This is a genomic window from Hydrogenophaga sedimenti, from assembly GCF_051857515.1.
In the GTDB taxonomy this organism is placed as follows: domain Bacteria; phylum Pseudomonadota; class Gammaproteobacteria; order Burkholderiales; family Burkholderiaceae_C; genus Hydrogenophaga.
Window position 1 is genome coordinate 158974 of record NZ_JBPZHA010000009.1, and the last position, 19393, is coordinate 178366.

Consider the following 19393-nt stretch of genomic DNA (forward strand, 5'->3'; position numbering starts at 1 on the left):
GTTTAAGGCAGTTCCAGCCATTTCAAGAGCTCTTCGGGTGCAGAAATCGTGCGATCTGCCCCCCAGGCCGCCACATCGGCGTCCGGCCCCAGATAACCGTACAGCGCCGCCACGGTGCTCATGCCCGCCGCCCGTCCGGCTTGCACATCACGGACATCGTCGCCCACATACAGGCAGGAAGCCGGCGCCAGCCCGACCTGCCTTGAAGCTTCCAGCAGCGGGGCCGGGTGCGGCTTGGCGTGCGGGGTGGTGTCGCCGCTGATCACGGTGGCGGCCGTGCGGAACAGCGGCATGGCTTGCAACAACGGAACGGTGAACCGCTGCCCCTTGTTGGTCACCACGCCCCACGGCAACCCTGCCCCGGACAAGGCGCGGATCAAACGGTCCACACCATCGAAGGCGCGGGTGTTCAGCGTCAGACGCTGCTGGTACTCGTCGAAGAACGCTTGCTTGAGCGCATCGAAGCTGGCGTGGCCGGGTTCAACCCCGAAGGCCACCTTCAACATGCCACGCGCACCGGAACCCGAGTGCGACCGGTACCGTTCCAGCGGCAGCGGCGCGAGCCCGCGGCACTCGCGCATCGCATTCGCGGCACCGGCCAGGTCGGGGGCACTGTCGATCAACGTGCCGTCCAGATCGAACAGCACACAGCGGATGCCGGCAAACGGCGTCATGGCCGGCGGGTGGCAACCAGGTAGTTCACGCTCGTGTCGTCGCTGAGCCAGTAGCGCTGGGTCAGCGGGTTGTATTCCATGCCCCGCGTCTGCTGCAGCGACAGGTCGGCCGCACGGCAGTACGACGCCAGTTCACTGGGCCGGATCATCTTGGCGTACTCGTGCGTGCCCTTGGGCAGCATGCGCAGCAGGTACTCCGCCCCGACGATGGCAAACAGGAACGACTTCGGGTTGCGGTTGATGGTCGAGAAGAACACCCACCCCCCCGGCTTCACCAGCGAGGCGCAGGCGCGGACCACGGAGGACGGATCGGGCACGTGCTCCAGCATTTCCATGCAGGTCACCACGTCGAACGACGCCGGTTGCTCCAGCGCCATCGCCTCGGCACTGATCTCGCGGTAGTTCACCCCGGTGGTGCCGGCTTCCAGAGCATGCAACTGAGCCACCTTCAGGGCCTTGGTCGACAGGTCGATGCCGGTGACGTCAGCCCCCTTGCGGGCCATCGAATCGGACAGAATGCCGCCACCGCAACCGATGTCCAGCACGCGCTGGCCCGCCAGTGGCGCCAGACCGTCGAGCCAGCCCAACCGCAACGGGTTGATCTGGTGCAGGGGACGGAATTCGCTCTCAGGGTCCCACCAGCGGTGGGCCAGGTCGGAGAATTTGGCCAGTTCGGCCGGATCGGCGTTGACGGTGCTCATGCCGCCGATTCTCCCATGGCCTCAGCGCGACAGGCCCCAGGCATCGGCGAATCGCTGACGCTCGCTGCGGACATCGGCCTGGGTGATACACGCCTTGTCGGCGCGCAGCCCGAAGCGTTGAAGCTGCTGGCGGTAGTCGGCGTTCTGGTAGGGGTCGGCGACCACGTACCCCGAGCGGTTCACGCAGGCGCCCTGGGCGGAACAATCCTTCCAGCTGGCCCCGAACACGATGCGCCCGTCCTTCGTGAACCCTGGAAAGGCGCTGGCCAGCACCTGGGTCCGTTCATCGTCGATGCGGAACACCTGGTCCTGCAGCTCGGCGCGCCGGTCGACGAAATAGACGCTGGCGTTGTGGGTGTAGGCCAGCATGGCCGAAGCCCTCCCGGCGAAGGCGAACACCGCCTTGCCCGGCGAAGCCTTCAGGTCCATGCGCAGATCGCAGGCGTGCTGCTCGCCCGGGACCGTCGCTGCCAACCCGTAGACACGCATCGAGGGCTGGCCCGCCCGCGGGTTGATGGGAATGGCCGAGAACTCCTTGCCGTCGACCGAGATCATGGGCAGCGTGTACACACCTCCGTCGGTCGCATGACGGGAGCCGCAGATGAATTGCGGACCGGTGTCGGCCACCACCTCCGCCTTGTCGCCGGTATCCCTCACCCCGATCGTCCGAACCTGCAAAGGCCCGGTCCCCTGGCCGGCGCGATCGCCCTGCGGCCAACTCATCGAACGGATCCAGACCAGCGCGGGATCGGCCGCCGCAGCAAGATCCAGCTCGGAGGCGGCCGCATAGAACCCCCGCATCCCGCCCTGGAACAGGGGCACGGCTTTCTGCTGCTGGCGCAGCACATCGCGCAACCGGAAATGCCGCCCATCGACATCGACAAGGTAACGCCAGCTCCCCTGCACCGGAAACGCCTCATTGCTCAGCGGCGTGCGAAACACACGCGTGACCACCGTCGAGCCGTCGCCAGGCAGTTCGATCAGAGAAACCTCTCCGAGCAGCGCTCCCGAATACGAACGCAGGACAAACCGGCCGTCCGGACTGATGCGCTCATAGGTCCCTAGAGCCGGCACGCCATTGCTGTCCAGCCCCACCATGGGGCCATCCAGCGCCAGATAGCTGACGGCCGGAATGCACGCCAGCGCCTCTGTGCGCCCGGTGGCGCCACTGGACCAGGTGGCCAGCCCCGCGAACAGCAAGGCGACTGGAATGAGGACACGGCCATTCATGGCGCGCAGCCCCGACCGGCAGCAGCCAGGGCATCCCGCCGGCATCGCAGCGATTCGACCCATGCAGCCTCCGGCAGAACGCCCCAGATCGGCCAGGGATGCATGCCCTCCGTTCCGATCACGCGGCTGTATGGGAAATGGTTCGGACGCCCCAGCCAGGCCATGCAGGCAGCGGGAACCGGCCTCGAAGCATCTCGGGCCCATCCCGCCTGCCTCACGGCAGAACGCCACTCCGCCTCCGGGACCAGCGGTGAACGCCAGGCGATGACCTCGAAGCCCTCGGCCTCGGCCGTGGCCCGCATCCTCGGCCACTCCGTCATGCTGTAGACCATGCGTGGCGACAGCACGCCCAGCAGGACCCTCCGTTCCGCCGGCAGTTCCATGGCCTGCAGGCACTCATCCGGCAGCGGCAAGGCCTCTGCACGGGCCACCCCGATGACCAGCACCGCCGCGACCACCCCTCCCATGCGACAGGGCGAAAAAAAACCCCGGGCGTTTGCACGCCTGGGGTTTTCTTGGCAAGACGAGCCGGGCAAGTCTTACTTGTTGGTGCGGGTACCGACCACTTCGACTTCCACGCGACGGTTCTTGGCGCGGCCTTCCTTGGTGGCGTTGTCGGCCACCGGCTGGCCTTCGCCCTTGCCTTCGGTGTAGACACGGTTGCTTTCGATGCCCTTGCTCACCAGATAGGCCTTGACGGCTTCGGCGCGGCGGACAGACAGCTTCTGGTTGTAGGCGTCGGTGCCCTTGGAGTCGGTGTGGCCCACGGCGATCACGACTTCGAGGTTGATGCCCTTGACCTTGTCGGCCAGGTCGTCCAGCTTGGCCTTGCCTTCGGGCTTGAGCACAGCCTTGTCGAAGTCGAAGAAAGCGTCAGCGGCGTAGGTCACCTTGGTGGCGGCCGGAGCGGCGGGAGCGGGAGCCGGTGCGGGAGCAGGCGCCGGGGCCGGTGCGGGAGCTGCGACCGGAGCCGGTGCGGGAGCAGGCGCCGGTGCGGGAATGATTTCGCCGTCGCAGCCCTTGGCAGCGGTGGCGGGGGTCCAGTTGGCATCGCGCCAGCACAGGGTGCCGTCACCGTTCTTCCACTGGAGGTTGCCATGGCCGCTGCGCCAGTTGTCGTTCGTCGCAGTACCGCTGGAGGGAGCAGCGAAAGCGGCCGATGCCATGGCGGCGGTTGCGAACAGCATTGCCACTGAGTTCAGTTTTTTCATGGTTTTCCTCTTGGAGTAAGCCGCAGACGGCTGATTTCGAATGAGCGCGCTCAAGGTGACCACCACCAGAAACGCTCAAATCATTGTGCCACAAGCATTCAATTTGCCTGGGTCGGCCCCGGGACAACCACGACGGCCTGGCCGGGCCACTCGTTGCCCACACACAACACAGACACGCCCGAAGTGCCCATCCCCCTGTCCACTAAAATTGATCGGTTTTCCCCAGACGACTTCAGACCTCTTCAACGCTCATGACCCAGTTCGCCAAAGAAACCCTGCCGATCAGCCTTGAAGAGGAAATGCGCCGCAGCTACCTCGACTACGCCATGAGCGTGATCGTGGGGCGCGCCCTGCCGGATGCCCGCGACGGTCTCAAGCCGGTGCACCGCCGCGTGCTGTACGCCATGCACGAGCTCAACAACGACTGGAACCGGCCGTACAAGAAGTCGGCCCGTATCGTGGGCGACGTGATCGGTAAATACCACCCGCACGGCGACAGCGCGGTGTACGACACCATCGTTCGGATGGCGCAGGATTTTTCATTGCGTCACATGCTGGTCGACGGCCAGGGCAACTTCGGCTCGGTCGACGGCGACAACGCAGCGGCCATGCGCTACACCGAAATCCGCATGTCCAAGATCGCGCACGAGATGCTCGCGGACATCGACAAGGAAACGGTGGATTTCGGTCCCAACTACGACGGTTCGGAAAAAGAGCCGCTGGTGCTGCCGACCCGCCTGCCCAACCTGCTGGTCAACGGCTCGGGTGGCATCGCGGTCGGCATGGCGACCAACATCCCGCCACACAACCTGAACGAGGTGGTGGACGCCTGCCTGCATTCGCTCAAGAACCCGGACTGCTCCATCGACGAGCTGATGGAAATCATCCCGGCGCCGGACTTCCCCACCGGCGGCATCATCTATGGCATCAACGGCGTCAAGGACGGCTACCGCACCGGCCGTGGCCGCGTGGTGATGCGCGCCAAGTGCCATTTCGAAGACATCGACAAGGGCCAGCGCCAGGCGATCATCGTTGACGAGATCCCCTACCAGGTCAACAAGAAGACACTGCAGGAGCGCATCGCCGAGCTGGTGCACGAGAAGAAGCTCGAAGGCATCAGCCACATCCAGGACGAGTCCGACAAGTCCGGCATGCGCCTGGTGATCGAACTCAAGCGCGGCGAAGTGCCCGAGGTGGTGCTCAACAACCTGTACAAGCAGACGCAGCTGCAGGACACCTTCGGCATCAACATGGTGGCGCTGATCGACGGTCAGCCCAAGTTGTGCAACCTCAAGGACCTGATCACGGTGTTCCTGGAGCACCGCCGCGAGGTGGTGACCCGCCGCACGGTGTTCGAGCTGCGCAAGGCCCGCGAGCGCGGCCACGTGCTCGAAGGTCTGGCGGTCGCGCTGGCCAACATCGACGAGTTCATCAAGATCATCCGCGAGAGCCCCACCCCGCCGGTGGCCAAGGCCGAGCTGATGACCCGCAGCTGGGACAGCCAGCTGGTGCGCGAGATGCTGACCCGGGCCAAGCAGGACGGCGGCACGGTCAGCGCCGACGACTACCGCCCCGAAGGTCTGGAGCGCGAGTTCGGCATGCAGGCCGATGGCCTGTACCGCCTCTCGGAAACGCAGGCCCAGGAAATCCTGCAGATGCGCCTGCAGCGCCTGACCGGCCTGGAGCAGGACAAGATCGTCGCCGAGTACAAAGATGTGATGGCGGTCATCGACGACCTGCTGGACATCCTGGCCAAGCCGGAACGTGTCTCGACCATCATCGGGGAAGAACTGGTGGCGGTGAAGAACGAGTTCGGCCAGACCAAGCTGGGCGCCCGCCGCAGCGAGATCGAGCACAGCGCGCAGGATCTGAGCACCGAAGACCTGATCACGCCCACCGACATGGTGGTCACGCTATCGCACAGTGGCTACATCAAGAGCCAGCCGCTGTCCGAATACCGCGCCCAGAAGCGCGGCGGCCGCGGCAAGCAGGCCACGGCGACCAAGGAAGACGACTGGATCGACCAGCTCTTCATCGCCAACACGCACGACTACATCCTGTGCTTCTCCAACCGGGGCCGCCTGTACTGGCTCAAGGTCTGGGAAGTGCCCGCCGGTTCGCGCGGCTCGCGTGGCCGCCCCATCGTCAACATGTTCCCGCTGCAGGACGGCGAGAAGATCAACGTGGTGCTGCCGCTGACCGGCGACGCCCGCAGCTTCCCGGACAACCGCTTCGTGTTCATGGCGACCAGCATGGGCACGGTGAAGAAGACCTCGCTGGACGAATTCAGCAACCCGCGCAAGGGCGGCATCATCGCGGTCAACCTCGATGAAGGCGACTTCCTGATCGGCGCCGCGCTGACCGATGGCCAGCACGACGTGATGCTGTTCAGCGACGGAGGCAAGGCCGTGCGCTTCGACGAAAACGACGTGCGACCGCTCGGTCGCAATGCGCGCGGCGTGCGTGGCATGACCATCGAAGACGGCCAGAGCGTGATCGCCATGCTGGTGGCCGAGGACGAGCAGCAGAGCGTGCTGACCGCGACCATCAACGGCTACGGCAAGCGCACGCCGATCGGCGAATACACCCGCCACGGCCGCGGTACCAAGGGCATGATCGCCATCCAGCAGAGCGAACGCAACGGCAAGGTGGTCGCGGCCACCCTGGTGCACAGCGAAGACGAGATCATGCTGATCACCGACAAGGGCGTGCTGGTGCGCACCCGTGTGAGCGAGATCCGCGAGATGGGCCGCGCCACGCAGGGCGTGACGCTGATCGCGCTGGACGAAGGCGCCGAGCTGTCCGGTCTTCAGCGCATCGTTGAGAACGATGCCAACGTGGACGCGAACGCCGGCGATGCGGCCGAGGGCGCAGACGACACGGCAGGTGACGCCGAATGACGCAGCGCCCGTACAACTTCTCGGCCGGTCCGGCCGCCATGCCCGAAGAGGTGCTGCAGCAGGCCGCGGCCGAAATGCTGGACTGGAACGGCAGCGGCATGGGCGTGATGGAGATGAGCCACCGCGGCAAGGAGTTCATGTCCATCGCCGCACAGGCCGAAGCCGATCTGCGTGAACTGCTGGCGGTGCCGGCGAACTTCCGCATCCTGTTCATGCAGGGCGGCGGACTGGCGGAAAACGCCATCGTGCCGCTGAACCTCTCGCGTGGCGGCGCGGCGGACTTCGTGGTCACCGGCAGCTGGAGCCAGAAATCGGCCAAGGAAGCCCGCAAGTACGCTGCCCCGACCGTGATCGCCAGCAACGAGGCCGACGGCCACACCAGCCTGCCCGCGCCGGCCAGCTGGAAGCTGGGCGCGGACGCACAGTACGTGCACCTCTGCAGCAACGAGACCATCCACGGCGTGGAGTTCCACGAACTGCCCGACCTCAAGGCGCTGGGCAGCAAGGCCCCGCTGGTGATCGATTTTTCGTCACACGTGGCTTCGCGCCCGGTGGACTGGAGCCGTGTCGGCCTGGCTTTCGGTGGCGCGCAGAAGAATCTCGGCCCGGCCGGCGTGACGCTGGTGGTGGTGCGCGAAGACCTGCTGGGCCAGGCGCTGTCGATCTGCCCGAGCGCATTCGACTACAAGACCGTGGCCGACAACGGCTCCATGTACAACACGCCCCCGACCTACAGCATCTACATGGCGGGCCTGGTGTTCCAGTGGCTCAAGCGCCAGAAGGAAGGCGCCTTCACCGGCATCGCGGCCATGGAAGAGCGCAACATCGCCAAGGCCACCCTGCTCTACAACTTCATCGACCGCTCCGAGTTCTACGTGAACAAGGTTGCCAGGGATTGCCGTTCGCGCATGAACGTGCCCTTCTTCCTGCGCGACGAGTCGCGCAACGAGGCCTTCCTCGCGGGCGCCAAGGAGCGCGGCCTGCTGCAGCTCAAGGGCCACAAGTCGGTCGGCGGCATGCGCGCCAGCATCTACAACGCCATGCCCCTGGCTGGCGTGCAGGCGCTGGTGGACTATCTGCGTGATTTCGAAAAGACCAGCGCATGACCACCCCAAAACCCGTTCAATCCGAGGCGCTGGGCGCCCTGCGGGTGCAGATCGACAGCATCGACCAGCAACTGCTCTCGCTGCTCAACCAGCGCGCCAACGTGGCCGAGAAGGTGGGCGAGATCAAGCGCGCGGAAGGATCGCCTTTCTTCCGGCCGGACCGCGTGGCCCAGGTGATCGAGAAGATCCAGGGCGCCAACCAGGGGCCGCTGCTCAACCAGCATGTGGCGTCGATCTGGCGCGAGATCATGTCGGCCTGCCTGGCGCTGGAAGCGCCGCAGCGCGTGGCAGTGCTGGGTCCGCAAGGCACCTTCTGCGAACAGGCGGCGATCGAGTTCTTCGGCAGCGCCGCGAACATGATCTATTGCGCCAACTTCGACGAGGTGTTCCACGCCACGGCGGCGGGCACGGCGCAATACGGCGTGGTCGGCATGGAGAACTCCACCGAAGGTGTGGTCGCCCGTTCGCTGGACCTGTTCCTGCGCTCCCCCGTGCATGTGGTGGGCGAAGTCAGCCTGCTGGTGCGGCACAACCTGCTGCGCCAGGTCAACCACCTCGACGGCATCGAGGTCGTGATGGCCCATCCGCAGGCACTGGCGCAGTGCCAGGGCTGGCTCACGCAGCACCTGCCCAATGCCGAACGCCGCGCGGTGTCCAGCAACGCCGAAGGTGCCAGGCTGGCCGCCACCAACCCGGCCTGGGCCGGTCTGGCCAGCGAACGCGCCGCCGCACAGTTCGGCCTGCACATCGTGGCCCACGCGATCCAGGACGAGGCCTACAACCGCACGCGTTTCGCCGTGATCGCCCTGCCCCAGACCCTGGCCATGCCGCCAGCCTCGGGCAAGGACTGCACCAGCCTGGTGGTGTCGGTGCCCAACCGGCCGGGGGCGGTGCACGACCTGCTGGTGCCGCTGAAGAACAACGGCGTGTCGATGACGCGGTTCGAGTCGCGCCCGGCCAAGTCCGGCCAGTGGGAGTACTACTTCTACATCGACATTGCCGGACACCCTACCCAACCCCACGTCGCAGCGGCCCTGAAAGAACTCCAGGGCCTGTGCGCGTTCTACAAAGTGCTGGGTGCCTACCCGGTCAGCGAGTGACATGGCCGCGACCCCTGTGAAATTCGAACAACTGGGCCTGATCGGCTGCGGGCTGATGGGCGGCTCGTTTGCACTGGCCCTGAAGAAGGCCGGACTGGTCAAGCGCGTGGTCGGCTACAGCAAGTCGCCGTCCACCACCGAGCGTGCGCGCCAGATGGGCGTGATCGACATCGAGGCGCCATCGGCACTGCTGGCCGTCTCGGGCGCCGACCTGGTGCTGCTGGCGGTGCCGGTCTCGGCCACCGAAGCGACCTTCAAGGCGATCCGCCACCTGCTGTCCAAGGACACGCTGGTGATGGACGTCGGCTCGACCAAGCGCGAGGTGATCGATGCCGCTCGCCGGGTGCTCAAGGACCAGGTCGGTGTGTTCGTGCCTGCGCACCCGATCGCCGGCAAGGAGCAGGCTGGCGTGGAGCACGCGGACGCCGAGCTGTACCACGGCCGCCAGGTCATCCTGACCCCGATCGAGCGCACCGACGCGCCCCAGGTCGACAAGGCCACCCAGCTGTGGACCGCACTGGGTTGCCATGTGCAGGTCATGTCGCCCGAATCGCACGACGCGGCCTACGCCGCCGTCAGCCACCTGCCGCACATGATCGCCTTTGCCCTGATGAACGCCATCACCGGCCAGGAGAACGGCAAGCAGTTCCTGTCGCTGGCCGGCCCGGGATTTCGCGACTTCACCCGCATCGCGGCCAGCGATCCCAGCATCTGGCGCGACATCCTCACATCCAACCGCGAAGAGCTGATCGCGCAATCGCGCCAGTTCCAGCGGGCCCTGCACGCATTCGAGGCCGCCGTCGCCTCCAGCGACCCCGACGCCCTCGAAGCCCTGATCGACAAGGCCAGCCAGGCACGTTCGAACTGGCGCATGAACGCCCACAAGCCCCAGAGCTGACGACCTTCCCGCGCATGTACGCCATCGACCATCTCGACATCCCGGCTCTGCAGAGCGCGGGCGGCACAGTCCGCCTGCCCGGCTCCAAGAGCATTTCCAACCGCGTCCTGCTGCTAGCCGCCCTCAGCCTCGGTCACACCGACATCGCCGACCTGCTCGACTCGGACGACACGCGCGTCATGCTGGCGGCGCTGGCCAAGCTCGGTTGCGGCATCGAACACCGCCCGGACGGCGTGATCCGTGTGCAGGGCCTCGGCGGACAGCTGCCGGTCAAGGACGCCCAGCTGTTCCTGGGCAACGCCGGCACGGCCATGCGCCCGCTCACCGCGGCGCTGGCTCTGCTGGCCGCCGAACAGGGTGGCCGTTTTGAACTCAGCGGCATCCCGCGCATGCACGAACGCCCCATCGGCGATCTGGTCGATGCGCTGCGCCAGCTGGGCTGCCCGGTCGAATGCCTCGGGCAGGAAGGCTTCCCGCCGCTGCAGCTGGGCAACGGCTCGCCGGTCGACCTGAAGCTCGGCCAGCCGATCCGCGTGCGCGGTGACGTCTCCAGCCAGTTCCTGACCGCCCTGCTGCTGGCCCTTCCGCTGGTGGCGCGCGAGCAGCCCGTGGTGATCGATGTCGTCGGCGAACTGATTTCCAAGCCCTACATCGAGATCACGCTCAACCTGCTGCAGCGCTTTGGCGTGCACGTGCAGCGCGAAGGCTGGTCGCGCTTCACCATCCCGGCCGGCAGCCGCTATGTGTCGCCCGGCCTGGTGCATGTCGAGGGCGACGCCTCCTCGGCCAGCTACTTCATTGCGCTGGGTGCCATCGCACCGGCCCGAGAAGGCACGGACGGGGTGACCATCGAAGGCGTGGGCCTGGCATCGATCCAGGGCGACATCCGCTTCGTCGAGGCGGCTCGCGCCATGGGCGCCGAGATCTCGGGCGAGGCCAACCGCCTGCACATTCGCCGGGGACGGTGGCCGCTCAAGGCCATCGACCTGGACTGCAACCACATCCCCGACGCTGCCATGACGCTGGCCGTGATGGCGCTGTACGCCGACGGCACGACCACGCTGCGCAACATTGCCAGCTGGCGCGTCAAGGAAACCGACCGCATCGCCGCCATGGCCAAGGAGTGCCGAAAGCTCGGCGCCACGGTCGAAGAGGGCCAGGACTTCATCCGGATCACGCCCCCCGCCCGCTGGACGTTCGCGAGCATCCACACCTACGACGACCACCGGGTCGCCATGTGTTTTTCGCTGGCCGCGTTCAACCCGGCTGGCGTGCGGGTGCGCATCGAAGATCCGAAATGCGTCGCCAAGACCTTCCCGGACTACTTCGAGGCGCTGTTCGAACTGTGCGTCACACCCGTGGAACGGATTCCCGTGATCTGCATCGACGGCCCCACCGCGTCCGGCAAGGGCACGCTGGCCTCGGAAGTCGCGAAGCGGCTGGGCTACCACCTGCTCGATTCGGGTGCGCTCTACCGGGCCGCCGCGCTGGCCGCACAGGACGCCGGCATCGACCTGGACGACGAAGCCGCGCTGGCCCGCCTGGCCGCCCGGCTGCCGGTGCGCTTCCAGGACCACCGAGTGTTCCTGGGCGGTCGCGACATCACCGACCCATTGCGGCTCGAATCCACCGGCGGCATGGCCTCGCGCGTGTCGCAGTACCCGTCCGTCCGGCAAGCCTTGCATGGGCTCCAGCTGGGCTTCCAGCGTCTGCCCGGCCTGGTGGCCGACGGGCGCGACATGGGCACCGTCATCTTCCCGGGTGCGGCCTTGAAGGTATTCCTGACCGCGAGCGCCGAACAGCGGGCCCAGAGACGCCATAAACAATTGATTTCCAAGGGAATTCCTGCTAACATCGACGACCTTTTGGCGGACCTGAAGGCCCGTGATCACCGGGACATGTCCCGGGCTCACGCCCCCTTGAAGCCCGCCGAAGACGCCCAGCTGCTGGACAACTCCGACCTGAGCATCGAAACCTCGGTGCAACAGGTTCTGGACTGGTGGCAAGGCACACCGGTGGATTCGGGCAACTGATCCGCCATCGCGATGGCCCAGACGGCCCCGCCGGGTGTTCACAACCCGCAGGCCTGATGGTTCTTTCACTTAACCCGCGGTGTCACGCACCGCAATGTCAACGCCGTCCATCCGTCGATTTCCGTGCAAGCCGCGCAAGCGGTGCTGTGCCCCGACGCTGAACTGGCTATAGGAAATTCAATGTCTGAATCTTTTGCCGCCCTGTTCGAAGAGTCCCTGAAACGCGCTGAAATGCGCTCGGGCGAAGTCATCACCGCCGAGGTCGTGCGCATCGAGCACAACCACGTGGTGGTCAACGCCGGCCTGAAGTCGGAAGCCTATGTTCCGCTGGCCGAATTCAAGAACGACCAAGGCGAACTCGAAGTCCAGGTCGGTGACTTCGTCTCCGTCGCCATCGACTCGGTCGAAAACGGCTTCGGCGACACCCTGCTGTCGCGCGACAAGGCCAAGCGCCTGGCGTCGTGGATGGCCCTGGAAAAGGCCCTGGAATCCGGCGAATTCGTCACCGGCACGACCTCCAGCAAGGTCAAGGGCGGCCTCAAGGTCATGGTCAACGGCATCAGCGCCTTCCTGCCGGGCTCTCTGGTCGACAGCCGTCCGACCAAGGACCTGACCCCGTACGAGAACAAGACCCTGGAATTCAAGGTCATCAAGCTCGACCGCAAGCGCAACAACGTGGTGCTGAGCCGCCGCGCCGTGGTGGAAGCCTCCATGGGCGAAGAGCGCGCCAAGCTGATGGAAAACCTCAAGGAAGGTGCCATCGTCAACGGCGTGGTCAAGAACATCACCGAATACGGTGCGTTCGTGGACCTGGGCGGCATCGACGGCCTGCTGCACATCACCGACATGGCCTGGCGCCGTGTCCGTCACCCGAGCGAAGTGGTGACGGCGGGTCAGGAAATCACCGCCAAGATCCTGAAGTTCGACACCGAGAAGCACCGCGTCTCGCTGGGTCTGAAGCAGATGGGCGACGATCCCTGGATGGGCGTTGGCCGCCGCTACCCGCAAGGCACCCGCATGTTCGGCAAGATCACCAACATCGCCGACTACGGCGCGTTCGTGGAACTCGAACCCGGCATCGAAGGCCTGGTGCACGTCTCCGAAATGGACTGGACCAACAAGAACGTGGCCCCGTCCAAGCTGGTGTCGCTGGGTGACGAAGTCGAAGTCATGGTGCTGGACATCGACGAAGACAAGCGTCGCATCTCCCTGGGCATGAAGCAGTGCCGCGCCAACCCCTGGCACGAGTTCGCCGAGCAGACCAAGCGCGGTGACCGCGTCAAGGGCCCGATCAAGTCGATCACCGACTTCGGCGTGTTCGTGGGTCTGGCTGCCGGTATCGACGGCCTGGTGCACCTGTCCGACCTGTCCTGGAACGAAGCCGGCGAAGCCGCCGTGCGCAACTTCAAGAAGGGCCAGGAAGTCGAAGCCATCGTGTTGGCCATCGACGTGGAACGCGAGCGCATCTCCCTGGGCATCAAGCAGCTCGACGGCGACCCGTTCAGCACCTTCGTGTCGGTCAACGACAAGGGCTCCGTGGTGACCGGCAAGGTCAAGACCGTGGACGCCAAGGGCGCTGAAATCGACCTGGGCGAAGACGTCATCGGCTACCTGCGCGCTTCGGAAATCTCCCGCGACCGCGTGGAAGACGCCCGCAACGTGCTCAAGGAAGGCGACGAAGTCAACGCCGTGGTGGTGAACGTGGATCGCAAGACCCGCAACATCCAGCTGTCGATCAAGGCCAAGGACATGGCCGACCAGAACGAAGCCATGGCCAGCCTGAACCAGAACACGGGCAACGCCGGCACGACCAACCTGGGCGCCCTGCTCAAGGCCAAGCTGGACAGCAACAACTGAGATCCGGCCTGATGGCCCACCGCCGATGCCTTCGGGCATTGGCGGCGCCAGACGCTGTAACGGACCATTCCTCGCCCGATTTCAGTCATGACCCGCAGCGACCTTGTCGAAGCCCTGGCCAGCCGTTTCAGCCAGCTCACCCACCGCGATGCCGAGTTTGCCGTCAAGGCCATCCTTGATGCGATGGGCGACGCCCTGGTGAAAGGCCACCGGATCGAGATCCGCGGTTTCGGCAGCTTTTCCGTCAACCGCCGCTCCCCCCGCATCGGGCGCAACCCGCGTTCGGGCGAGAGCGTGATGATTCCGGAAAAGCGCGTGCCGCATTTCAAGCCGGGCAAAGCCCTGCGCGAGCAGGTCGATGCCAAGACGGCCGAGATCCTCGGACGCGAGCCGAAAAAACCGGACTGATCGCTACAATCGTCCCACCACAGAGGGGATGATTTGAAGTACCTGACGTGGCTGCTCAACGCAGCCATTTTTTTTGTGTTGTTCGCCTTCGCGCTGAACAACCAGGACGCCGTGACGCTGCACCTGTTCTTCGGTGCCAGCTGGCAGGCGCCGCTGGTGCTGATCCTGCTGTGCGCCCTGCTGCTCGGTGTGGTGCTGGGCGTCGTGGTGATGCTGCCGCTGTGGCTGCGCGCCCGCCGCAAAACCCGCTTTTCCCCTGCTCCCCCGGTGCTGCCACCCCAGGTGCCCGACGCCGTGGCCACCCCACCGCAGACATTGACGCATGGATCTTGACCTGACCTGGCTCCTCTGGGGCCTGCCGCTGGCCTTTGCGCTGGGCTGGGTCGCCTCGCGGCTGGACCTGCGCCAGTGGCGCATGGAAAGCCGCCAGACACCCAAGGCCTATTTCCGTGGCCTGAACCACCTGCTCAACGAGCAGCAGGACCAGGCCATCGACGCCTTCATCGAAGCGGTGCAAGGCGACCCAGACACCGCCGAACTGCACTTTGCGCTGGGCAACCTGTTCCGCCGCCGTGGCGACTACGACCGCGCCGTGCGCGTGCATGAGCACCTGCTGGCACGCGCCGACCTCGACCGCAAGGACCGCGACCGCGCGCAGCATGCGCTGGCGATGGACTTTCTCAAGGCCGGGCTACTCGACCGCGCCGAATCGGCGCTGCACAAGCTCGAAGGTTCCGCCTACGAGGCCGAGGCCCTGATGGCCCTGCTGGCGATCGCCGAACGTTCGCGCGACTGGCCACAGGCGCAAGGACTGGCGCAGCGGCTGGAAGACACCCACCAGGGCAGCTTTGCCCCGCGGCTGGCGCACTATCTTTGCGAAGAGGCCGAGCTGGCCCAGAGCAAGGGCGACGGCGCCGAAGCGCTGCGCCTGCTCAAGAAGGCCGTGGAGCGTGCGCCGCAACAGGCGCGCGGCTGGATGGCGCTGTCGGCCCTGCGGTCCCAGCAGGGGGATGCCCAGGGCGCGTTCGACAGCCTGAAGATGCTGGCCCGCCAGGCCCCGCAGGGCCTGCCACTGGCGGCGCGCCCGATCGCCGACCTGTCGGTGACCACCGGTCGCCAGGCCGAGGCGGTGGAGCTGCTCAACGAAGCACAGGCCCACGCGCCGTCGCTGGACATCACCGAAGCCCTGGCCGGTCTCAGCGGCAACCCCCAGGCTGCGCGCGCGCGCTACCTCCAGCACCTTGAGCGCGAACCCTCGCTCGTGATTGCCGCACAGTGGCTGAGCGGAGAAACCTTCTCGGACCCGGTCGCGCAAAAGCGCGTGCAGGCTGCGCTGGAACAGGCCAGCAATCCGCTCAAGCGCTACCGCTGCGCGGCCTGCGGCTTCGAGGCACGGCAGCATTTCTGGCACTGCCCGGGCTGCCAGAGCTGGGACAGCTACCCGGCCCGCCGCGTCGAAGAACTCTGAACGCGGCGCCAGGCCGCCAGCATCAAGGTTTCCATGTCGTGCACCGGCCGGCCAGTGGCCTGTGTCACCGCCTCGCGGTAGGGCGGCATGTTGGTGCACTCCAGCACCACGTTCTGCACTTGCGGATGGCGCGACACCAGGCGCACGGCGGCGGCCACCACATCCTGTTCTGCGCGGGCAAGGTCGAGCACGGTGTCGTCGGCGAGGATGCGCGACTGCAGCTCGCAGCCTGGCGCGAGGCCTTCGAGGGGCGTGCCGCCCGGCACTCCGGCACGCAGCAACAAGCTCTCATGCATCGAGGCGGCATCAAAAGTCACGATGCCCGGTCCGGGGAGGTTGGCGCACTGCAACAGACTGGACGTGATAACCGGCACAGACACCGCAGCCTGCAGCTCCGTCTGCCAGGCGGCCAGAAAACCGCAACTGGTGGTGACCAGACAGGCCCCCTGCCTCTCCAGCGTGCGCGCTGCATCGATGAACGGCCCGAGCAGCGCTGGATCCTGCTGCTGCACCACGCGCCGCGCCGATGCGCCAGGCACAGTGAGCAATCGCGCAGGAATGCCGGCGCGGGCATAGGTCTGCGGACTGCCAATGTCACCCGGCGGCCGCGGAAAGCGTGTGTCCAGCACCATCACGCCCAGAAAGCCTGCGGCTCCGGTGTGCACACTGGTCATGGCGATAAGCTGTGGGTCGATGGAAGAATCCGCATGAAGGCGATTGAAGCATGACGCAGGCAAGACCAGGTCAGAAGGTGGTGGTGCTGGGCGCGGGCATGGTGGGCATTGCCTGCGCGCTGTCGTTGCAGCAGCGTGGGATGGCAGTCAGCGTGGTCGACCCGTTGGGGCCTGGCGCAGCCACCTCGCACGGCAATGCTGGCGTGCTCGCACGCAGTTCACTGCTGCCGTTCAATCACCCCGGCCTGTGGACGCAGCTGCCGGGCCTGCTGCGCGGGAAGAATCCGGGCTTTCGGTACTCCCCGCGTTGGATGCTGGACCAGTGGCGCTGGGGCCTGTCGTTTTTGGGCCATGCCCGGTCTTCGGTCTTTCTGGAAACCACCACCGCCCTGGACGCGCTGATCCGCCACTCGGGCGACGTCCACCATCGCTGGATGACCGAAGCGGGCGTGGCGCACCGGCGCCGAGACGATGGCTGGCTGTTCCTCTACCGCAGCGAGGCAACGTTCGAGGCCGCGGCGGCTGGTCGCGAAACGCTGGCACGGTTCGGTGTGCGGACCCGCTCGCTCGACGCCGACGCGCTGCATGCGCTGGAGCCCCATCTCAAACCCGTCTTTCGCCGCGCACTGTGGGTGCAGGACGCCAGTTCGGTGGACAGTCCGGCCGAGGTGGTGCGCGGTTATGCGGCCTGGCTGCAGACGCTGGGCGGCACCCTGCGGATCGACAAGGCACAACGGCTGACCCGCGACGCCCCAGGCTGGACCGTCCACACCGCCAGCGGCATGGCACTGGCTGCCGAGCATCTGGTGATCGCGCTGGGCCCGTGGTCGCGCGATTTCCTGCGCGAGCAGCTGGATCTTCGTCTGCCGATGGGCTTTGAACGAGGCCAGCACCGGCACTTCCGCCCAGCCAATGGCGCGAGCCTGAACCGGCCGGTGTACGACACGGCGGGTGGCTATGTGATGGCGCCGATGGCCCAGGGCCTGCGGTTGACCACGGGCGTCGAACTCAACGCGCAGCACGCGCCGCCCCATCGGGAGCAGCTGGAAGCGGCCGAGCGCGCGGCGCGCGAAGCAATGCCCCTGGGTGAACGCACGGAAGAGGCAGACTGGCTGGGCAGCCGCCCCACCCTGCCCGACTGCCGACCGATGATCGGCGCCTGCCCTGGTCGCGACGGCCTCTGGCTGGCCGTGGGCCACCAGCACATCGGCTTTTCCACCGGTCCGGGAACCGGTGAGCTGCTGGCGCAACTGATGCTGGGCGAGCCGACCGCCGTCGACCCGCACCCGTTCAGACCGCAGCGTTTCCTGTGCGGCTGAACCAGCACGTCACATGTTCCCCGGCAGCCACATCACGATCTGAGGGAACCAGAACAGCAGGCAGACGGCCAGCACCATCAGCAGGAAGTACGGCAGACAGACCCGCGCGATCCAGTTGATCTCGCGCCGCGTCATGCCTTGCAGCACAAACAGGTTGAAGCCGACCGGTGGCGTGATCTGTGCCATCTCGACCACGATCACGATGAAGATGCCGAACCAGATCAGGTCGATGCCGGCGGCCTGCACCGTTGGCACGATCACGCCCATGGTCAGCACGATCATCGAGATGCCGTCGAGGAAGCAGCCGAGCACGATGTAGAACAGTGCCAGCGCAATCAGCAGCAGGCCCGGCGAGAGTCCGAGCGAACCCACCCATTCGGCCAGGTGACGCGGCAGACCGATGTAGCCCATCGACAGCGTGAGGAAAGCGGCGCCCGCCAGGATCAGGGCCATCATGCAGTACAGCCGTGTCGCCCCCAGCAGCGCGTCCCTGAAGTTCTGCCACGAGAGCGATCGCTGGTACGCCGACAGCATCAGCGAGCCGACCACGCCGATGGCAGCGGCTTCGGTCGCCGTGGCCACGCCAACATAGATCGACCCGATCACGCCGCCAATCAACAGGATCACCGGAATCAGCTCGCTGGACGCCCGCATCTTCTCGCCAAAGCTCATGCCCGCGTCGGCCTTCGGAATCTTGTCTGGGTTCATCAGCGACCAGACCATCAGATAGCCGCTGAACAGGCCGGCCAGCATCAGCCCCGGGATCACGCCCGCGACGAACAGCTTAGCGATCGACACCTCGGCCGCCACGCCGTAGACGATCATCACGATCGAGGGCGGGATCAGCAGGCCCAGCGTGCTGGCGCCGCCCAGAGAGCCGATCACGCGTTCGGGCGGGTAGCCCCGCTCGGTCAGCTCGGGGATGGTCATCTTGCCAATCGTCGCGCAGGTGGCGGCCGACGAGCCCGACACCGCGGCAAAGATGGTGCTGCCCAGGATGTTGGTGTGCAGCAACCGGCCCGGCAATGCATTGACCCAGGGCGCCAGACCCTTGAACATGTTCTCGGACAGCTTGGTGCGGAACAGGATCTCGCCCATCCAGACGAACAGCGGCAGCGCCGTCAGCGTCCAGCTGCTGGCGGAGCCCCAGATCGTGACCGCCATCGCATCCCCTGCGCTGCGCGAAGAAAACAGCTCCATCCCGATCCAGGCCACGCCGGCCAGCGTGAGGCCGATCCAGACCCCGCTGCCCAGCAGCAGGAACAGCGAAACGATCAGCAGGCCCGTGACGAGCATGTCATTCATGGCGCGTCTCCGATCCGCCGATGTGCTGGCGCTGCCCACGCAGCTCCAGCACCCACTCATCCACAAACGCGATGAACAGCACCAGCGTCCCGAGCGCCATCGCCAACTGTGGAATCCACAGCGGAGTGGCGTCGTTGCCGGTCGAGATGTCGTTGAACTCGTGCGACTGCAGCACCAGCCGCAGCGCAAACCAGGCGAACAGCCCGGACAGCAGCACCGCCGCACTCAGCGACCACAACTCCAGCCCGTGGCGCGCGCCGCCGGTGAGCTTGCCCAGCACCAGCGTCACGCGGATGTGCTCGTTGCGCTTGAGCGTGTGCGCCAACGCCAGGAAGCCGGCCGCCGCCATGGTGTAACCCGCATAGGCGTCGGTGCCCGGCACGTGGAAATGGAACTGCCGGCCCAGTACCGACAGCAGCACCATGACCAGCACGCCGATCATGAACACCGCCGCGAGCCAGGCGCAGCCGTCGTACAGGGCATTCAGCGTGCGCCGCATGGTGCTGCTG

General features: G+C 66.2%; 18 protein-coding genes. 10 read left to right on the forward strand and 8 right to left on the reverse strand.

Annotated elements, in window-relative coordinates:
* Window positions 1–2 precede the first annotated feature (2 nt).
* From ACS5NL_RS15820 to ompA, 5 genes are all read right to left on the reverse strand, one after another.
* The gene (locus ACS5NL_RS15820) at window positions 3–674 is read right to left on the reverse strand and encodes an HAD-IA family hydrolase (protein WP_439354880.1); all 672 of its coding nucleotides are present in this window, start codon (window positions 672–674) and stop codon (window positions 3–5) included.
* On the reverse strand, window positions 671–1375 hold the full coding sequence (gene ubiG / locus ACS5NL_RS15825) for a bifunctional 2-polyprenyl-6-hydroxyphenol methylase/3-demethylubiquinol 3-O-methyltransferase UbiG (RefSeq protein ID WP_439354881.1): 705 nt from the start codon (window positions 1373–1375) through the stop codon (window positions 671–673). The genes ACS5NL_RS15820 and ubiG overlap by 4 nt, the downstream gene beginning before the upstream one ends.
* Before the next feature lie 21 nt (window positions 1376–1396).
* A complete protein-coding gene (locus ACS5NL_RS15830) occupies window positions 1397–2605 on the reverse strand; it encodes a hypothetical protein (protein ID WP_439354882.1) in 1209 nt (402 codons plus the stop codon).
* Window positions 2602–3072, reverse strand: a complete 471-nt coding sequence (locus tag ACS5NL_RS15835; RefSeq protein ID WP_439354883.1) for a hypothetical protein — start codon at window positions 3070–3072, stop codon at window positions 2602–2604. The genes ACS5NL_RS15830 and ACS5NL_RS15835 overlap by 4 nt, the downstream gene beginning before the upstream one ends.
* A 72-nt stretch (window positions 3073–3144) precedes the next feature.
* Window positions 3145–3816, reverse strand: a complete 672-nt coding sequence (gene ompA / locus ACS5NL_RS15840; protein ID WP_439354884.1) for an outer membrane protein OmpA — start codon at window positions 3814–3816, stop codon at window positions 3145–3147.
* 251 nt (window positions 3817–4067) lie between these two features.
* Between ompA and gyrA the strand changes: the two genes are divergently transcribed.
* From gyrA to lapB, 9 genes are all read left to right on the forward strand, one after another.
* Complete coding sequence (gene gyrA / locus ACS5NL_RS15845) at window positions 4068–6716, forward strand: DNA gyrase subunit A (protein WP_439354885.1); 2649 nt, start codon at window positions 4068–4070, stop codon at window positions 6714–6716.
* Window positions 6713–7822 carry a 3-phosphoserine/phosphohydroxythreonine transaminase gene (gene serC, locus ACS5NL_RS15850; RefSeq protein ID WP_439354886.1) on the forward strand — a complete coding sequence of 370 codons (1110 nt, stop codon included), beginning with the start codon at window positions 6713–6715 and terminating at the stop codon, window positions 7820–7822. The genes gyrA and serC overlap by 4 nt, the downstream gene beginning before the upstream one ends.
* Window positions 7819–8922 (forward strand): prephenate dehydratase, encoded by a 1104-nt coding sequence (pheA, locus tag ACS5NL_RS15855; RefSeq protein ID WP_439354887.1) that lies wholly within the window; start codon window positions 7819–7821, stop codon window positions 8920–8922. The genes serC and pheA overlap by 4 nt, the downstream gene beginning before the upstream one ends.
* 1 nt (window position 8923) lies before the next feature.
* Window positions 8924–9820 carry a prephenate dehydrogenase gene (locus ACS5NL_RS15860; protein ID WP_439354888.1) on the forward strand — a complete coding sequence of 299 codons (897 nt, stop codon included), beginning with the start codon at window positions 8924–8926 and terminating at the stop codon, window positions 9818–9820.
* A gap of 14 nt (window positions 9821–9834) precedes the next feature.
* Complete coding sequence (locus ACS5NL_RS15865; RefSeq protein ID WP_439354889.1) at window positions 9835–11853, forward strand: bifunctional 3-phosphoshikimate 1-carboxyvinyltransferase/cytidylate kinase; 2019 nt, start codon at window positions 9835–9837, stop codon at window positions 11851–11853.
* A gap of 180 nt (window positions 11854–12033) precedes the next feature.
* Window positions 12034–13710, forward strand: coding sequence for a 30S ribosomal protein S1 (rpsA, locus tag ACS5NL_RS15870; RefSeq protein WP_439354890.1), 1677 nt, complete (start codon window positions 12034–12036; stop codon window positions 13708–13710).
* A gap of 87 nt (window positions 13711–13797) precedes the next feature.
* Complete coding sequence (locus ACS5NL_RS15875) at window positions 13798–14118, forward strand: integration host factor subunit beta (protein WP_374407396.1); 321 nt, start codon at window positions 13798–13800, stop codon at window positions 14116–14118.
* A gap of 33 nt (window positions 14119–14151) precedes the next feature.
* Window positions 14152–14451, forward strand: coding sequence for a lipopolysaccharide assembly protein LapA domain-containing protein (locus ACS5NL_RS15880; protein ID WP_439354891.1), 300 nt, complete (start codon window positions 14152–14154; stop codon window positions 14449–14451).
* Entirely contained in the window at window positions 14441–15586 is a 1146-nt protein-coding gene (lapB, locus tag ACS5NL_RS15885; protein ID WP_439354892.1) for a lipopolysaccharide assembly protein LapB, read from the forward strand. Before ACS5NL_RS15880 ends, lapB begins: the two co-directional genes overlap by 11 nt.
* Here lapB and ACS5NL_RS15890 read toward each other — a convergent pair.
* Entirely contained in the window at window positions 15556–16260 is a 705-nt protein-coding gene (locus tag ACS5NL_RS15890) for an aspartate/glutamate racemase family protein (RefSeq protein WP_439354893.1), read from the reverse strand. The two genes, lapB and ACS5NL_RS15890, sit on opposite strands and share 31 nt — an antisense overlap.
* Before the next feature lie 50 nt (window positions 16261–16310).
* Here ACS5NL_RS15890 and ACS5NL_RS15895 point away from each other — a divergent pair, with 50 nt between their 5' ends.
* Window positions 16311–17579, forward strand: coding sequence for an NAD(P)/FAD-dependent oxidoreductase (locus tag ACS5NL_RS15895; protein WP_439354894.1), 1269 nt, complete (start codon window positions 16311–16313; stop codon window positions 17577–17579).
* Between the two features lie 9 nt (window positions 17580–17588).
* Here the strand turns inward: ACS5NL_RS15895 and ACS5NL_RS15900 are convergent, their stop codons facing one another.
* Both ACS5NL_RS15900 and ACS5NL_RS15905 read right to left on the reverse strand, forming a co-directional pair.
* On the reverse strand, window positions 17589–18884 hold the full coding sequence (locus tag ACS5NL_RS15900) for a TRAP transporter large permease (protein WP_439354895.1): 1296 nt from the start codon (window positions 18882–18884) through the stop codon (window positions 17589–17591).
* A complete protein-coding gene (locus ACS5NL_RS15905) occupies window positions 18877–19383 on the reverse strand; it encodes a TRAP transporter small permease (protein WP_411367184.1) in 507 nt (168 codons plus the stop codon). The genes ACS5NL_RS15900 and ACS5NL_RS15905 overlap by 8 nt, the downstream gene beginning before the upstream one ends.
* Between the last annotated feature and the right edge of the window lie 10 nt (window positions 19384–19393).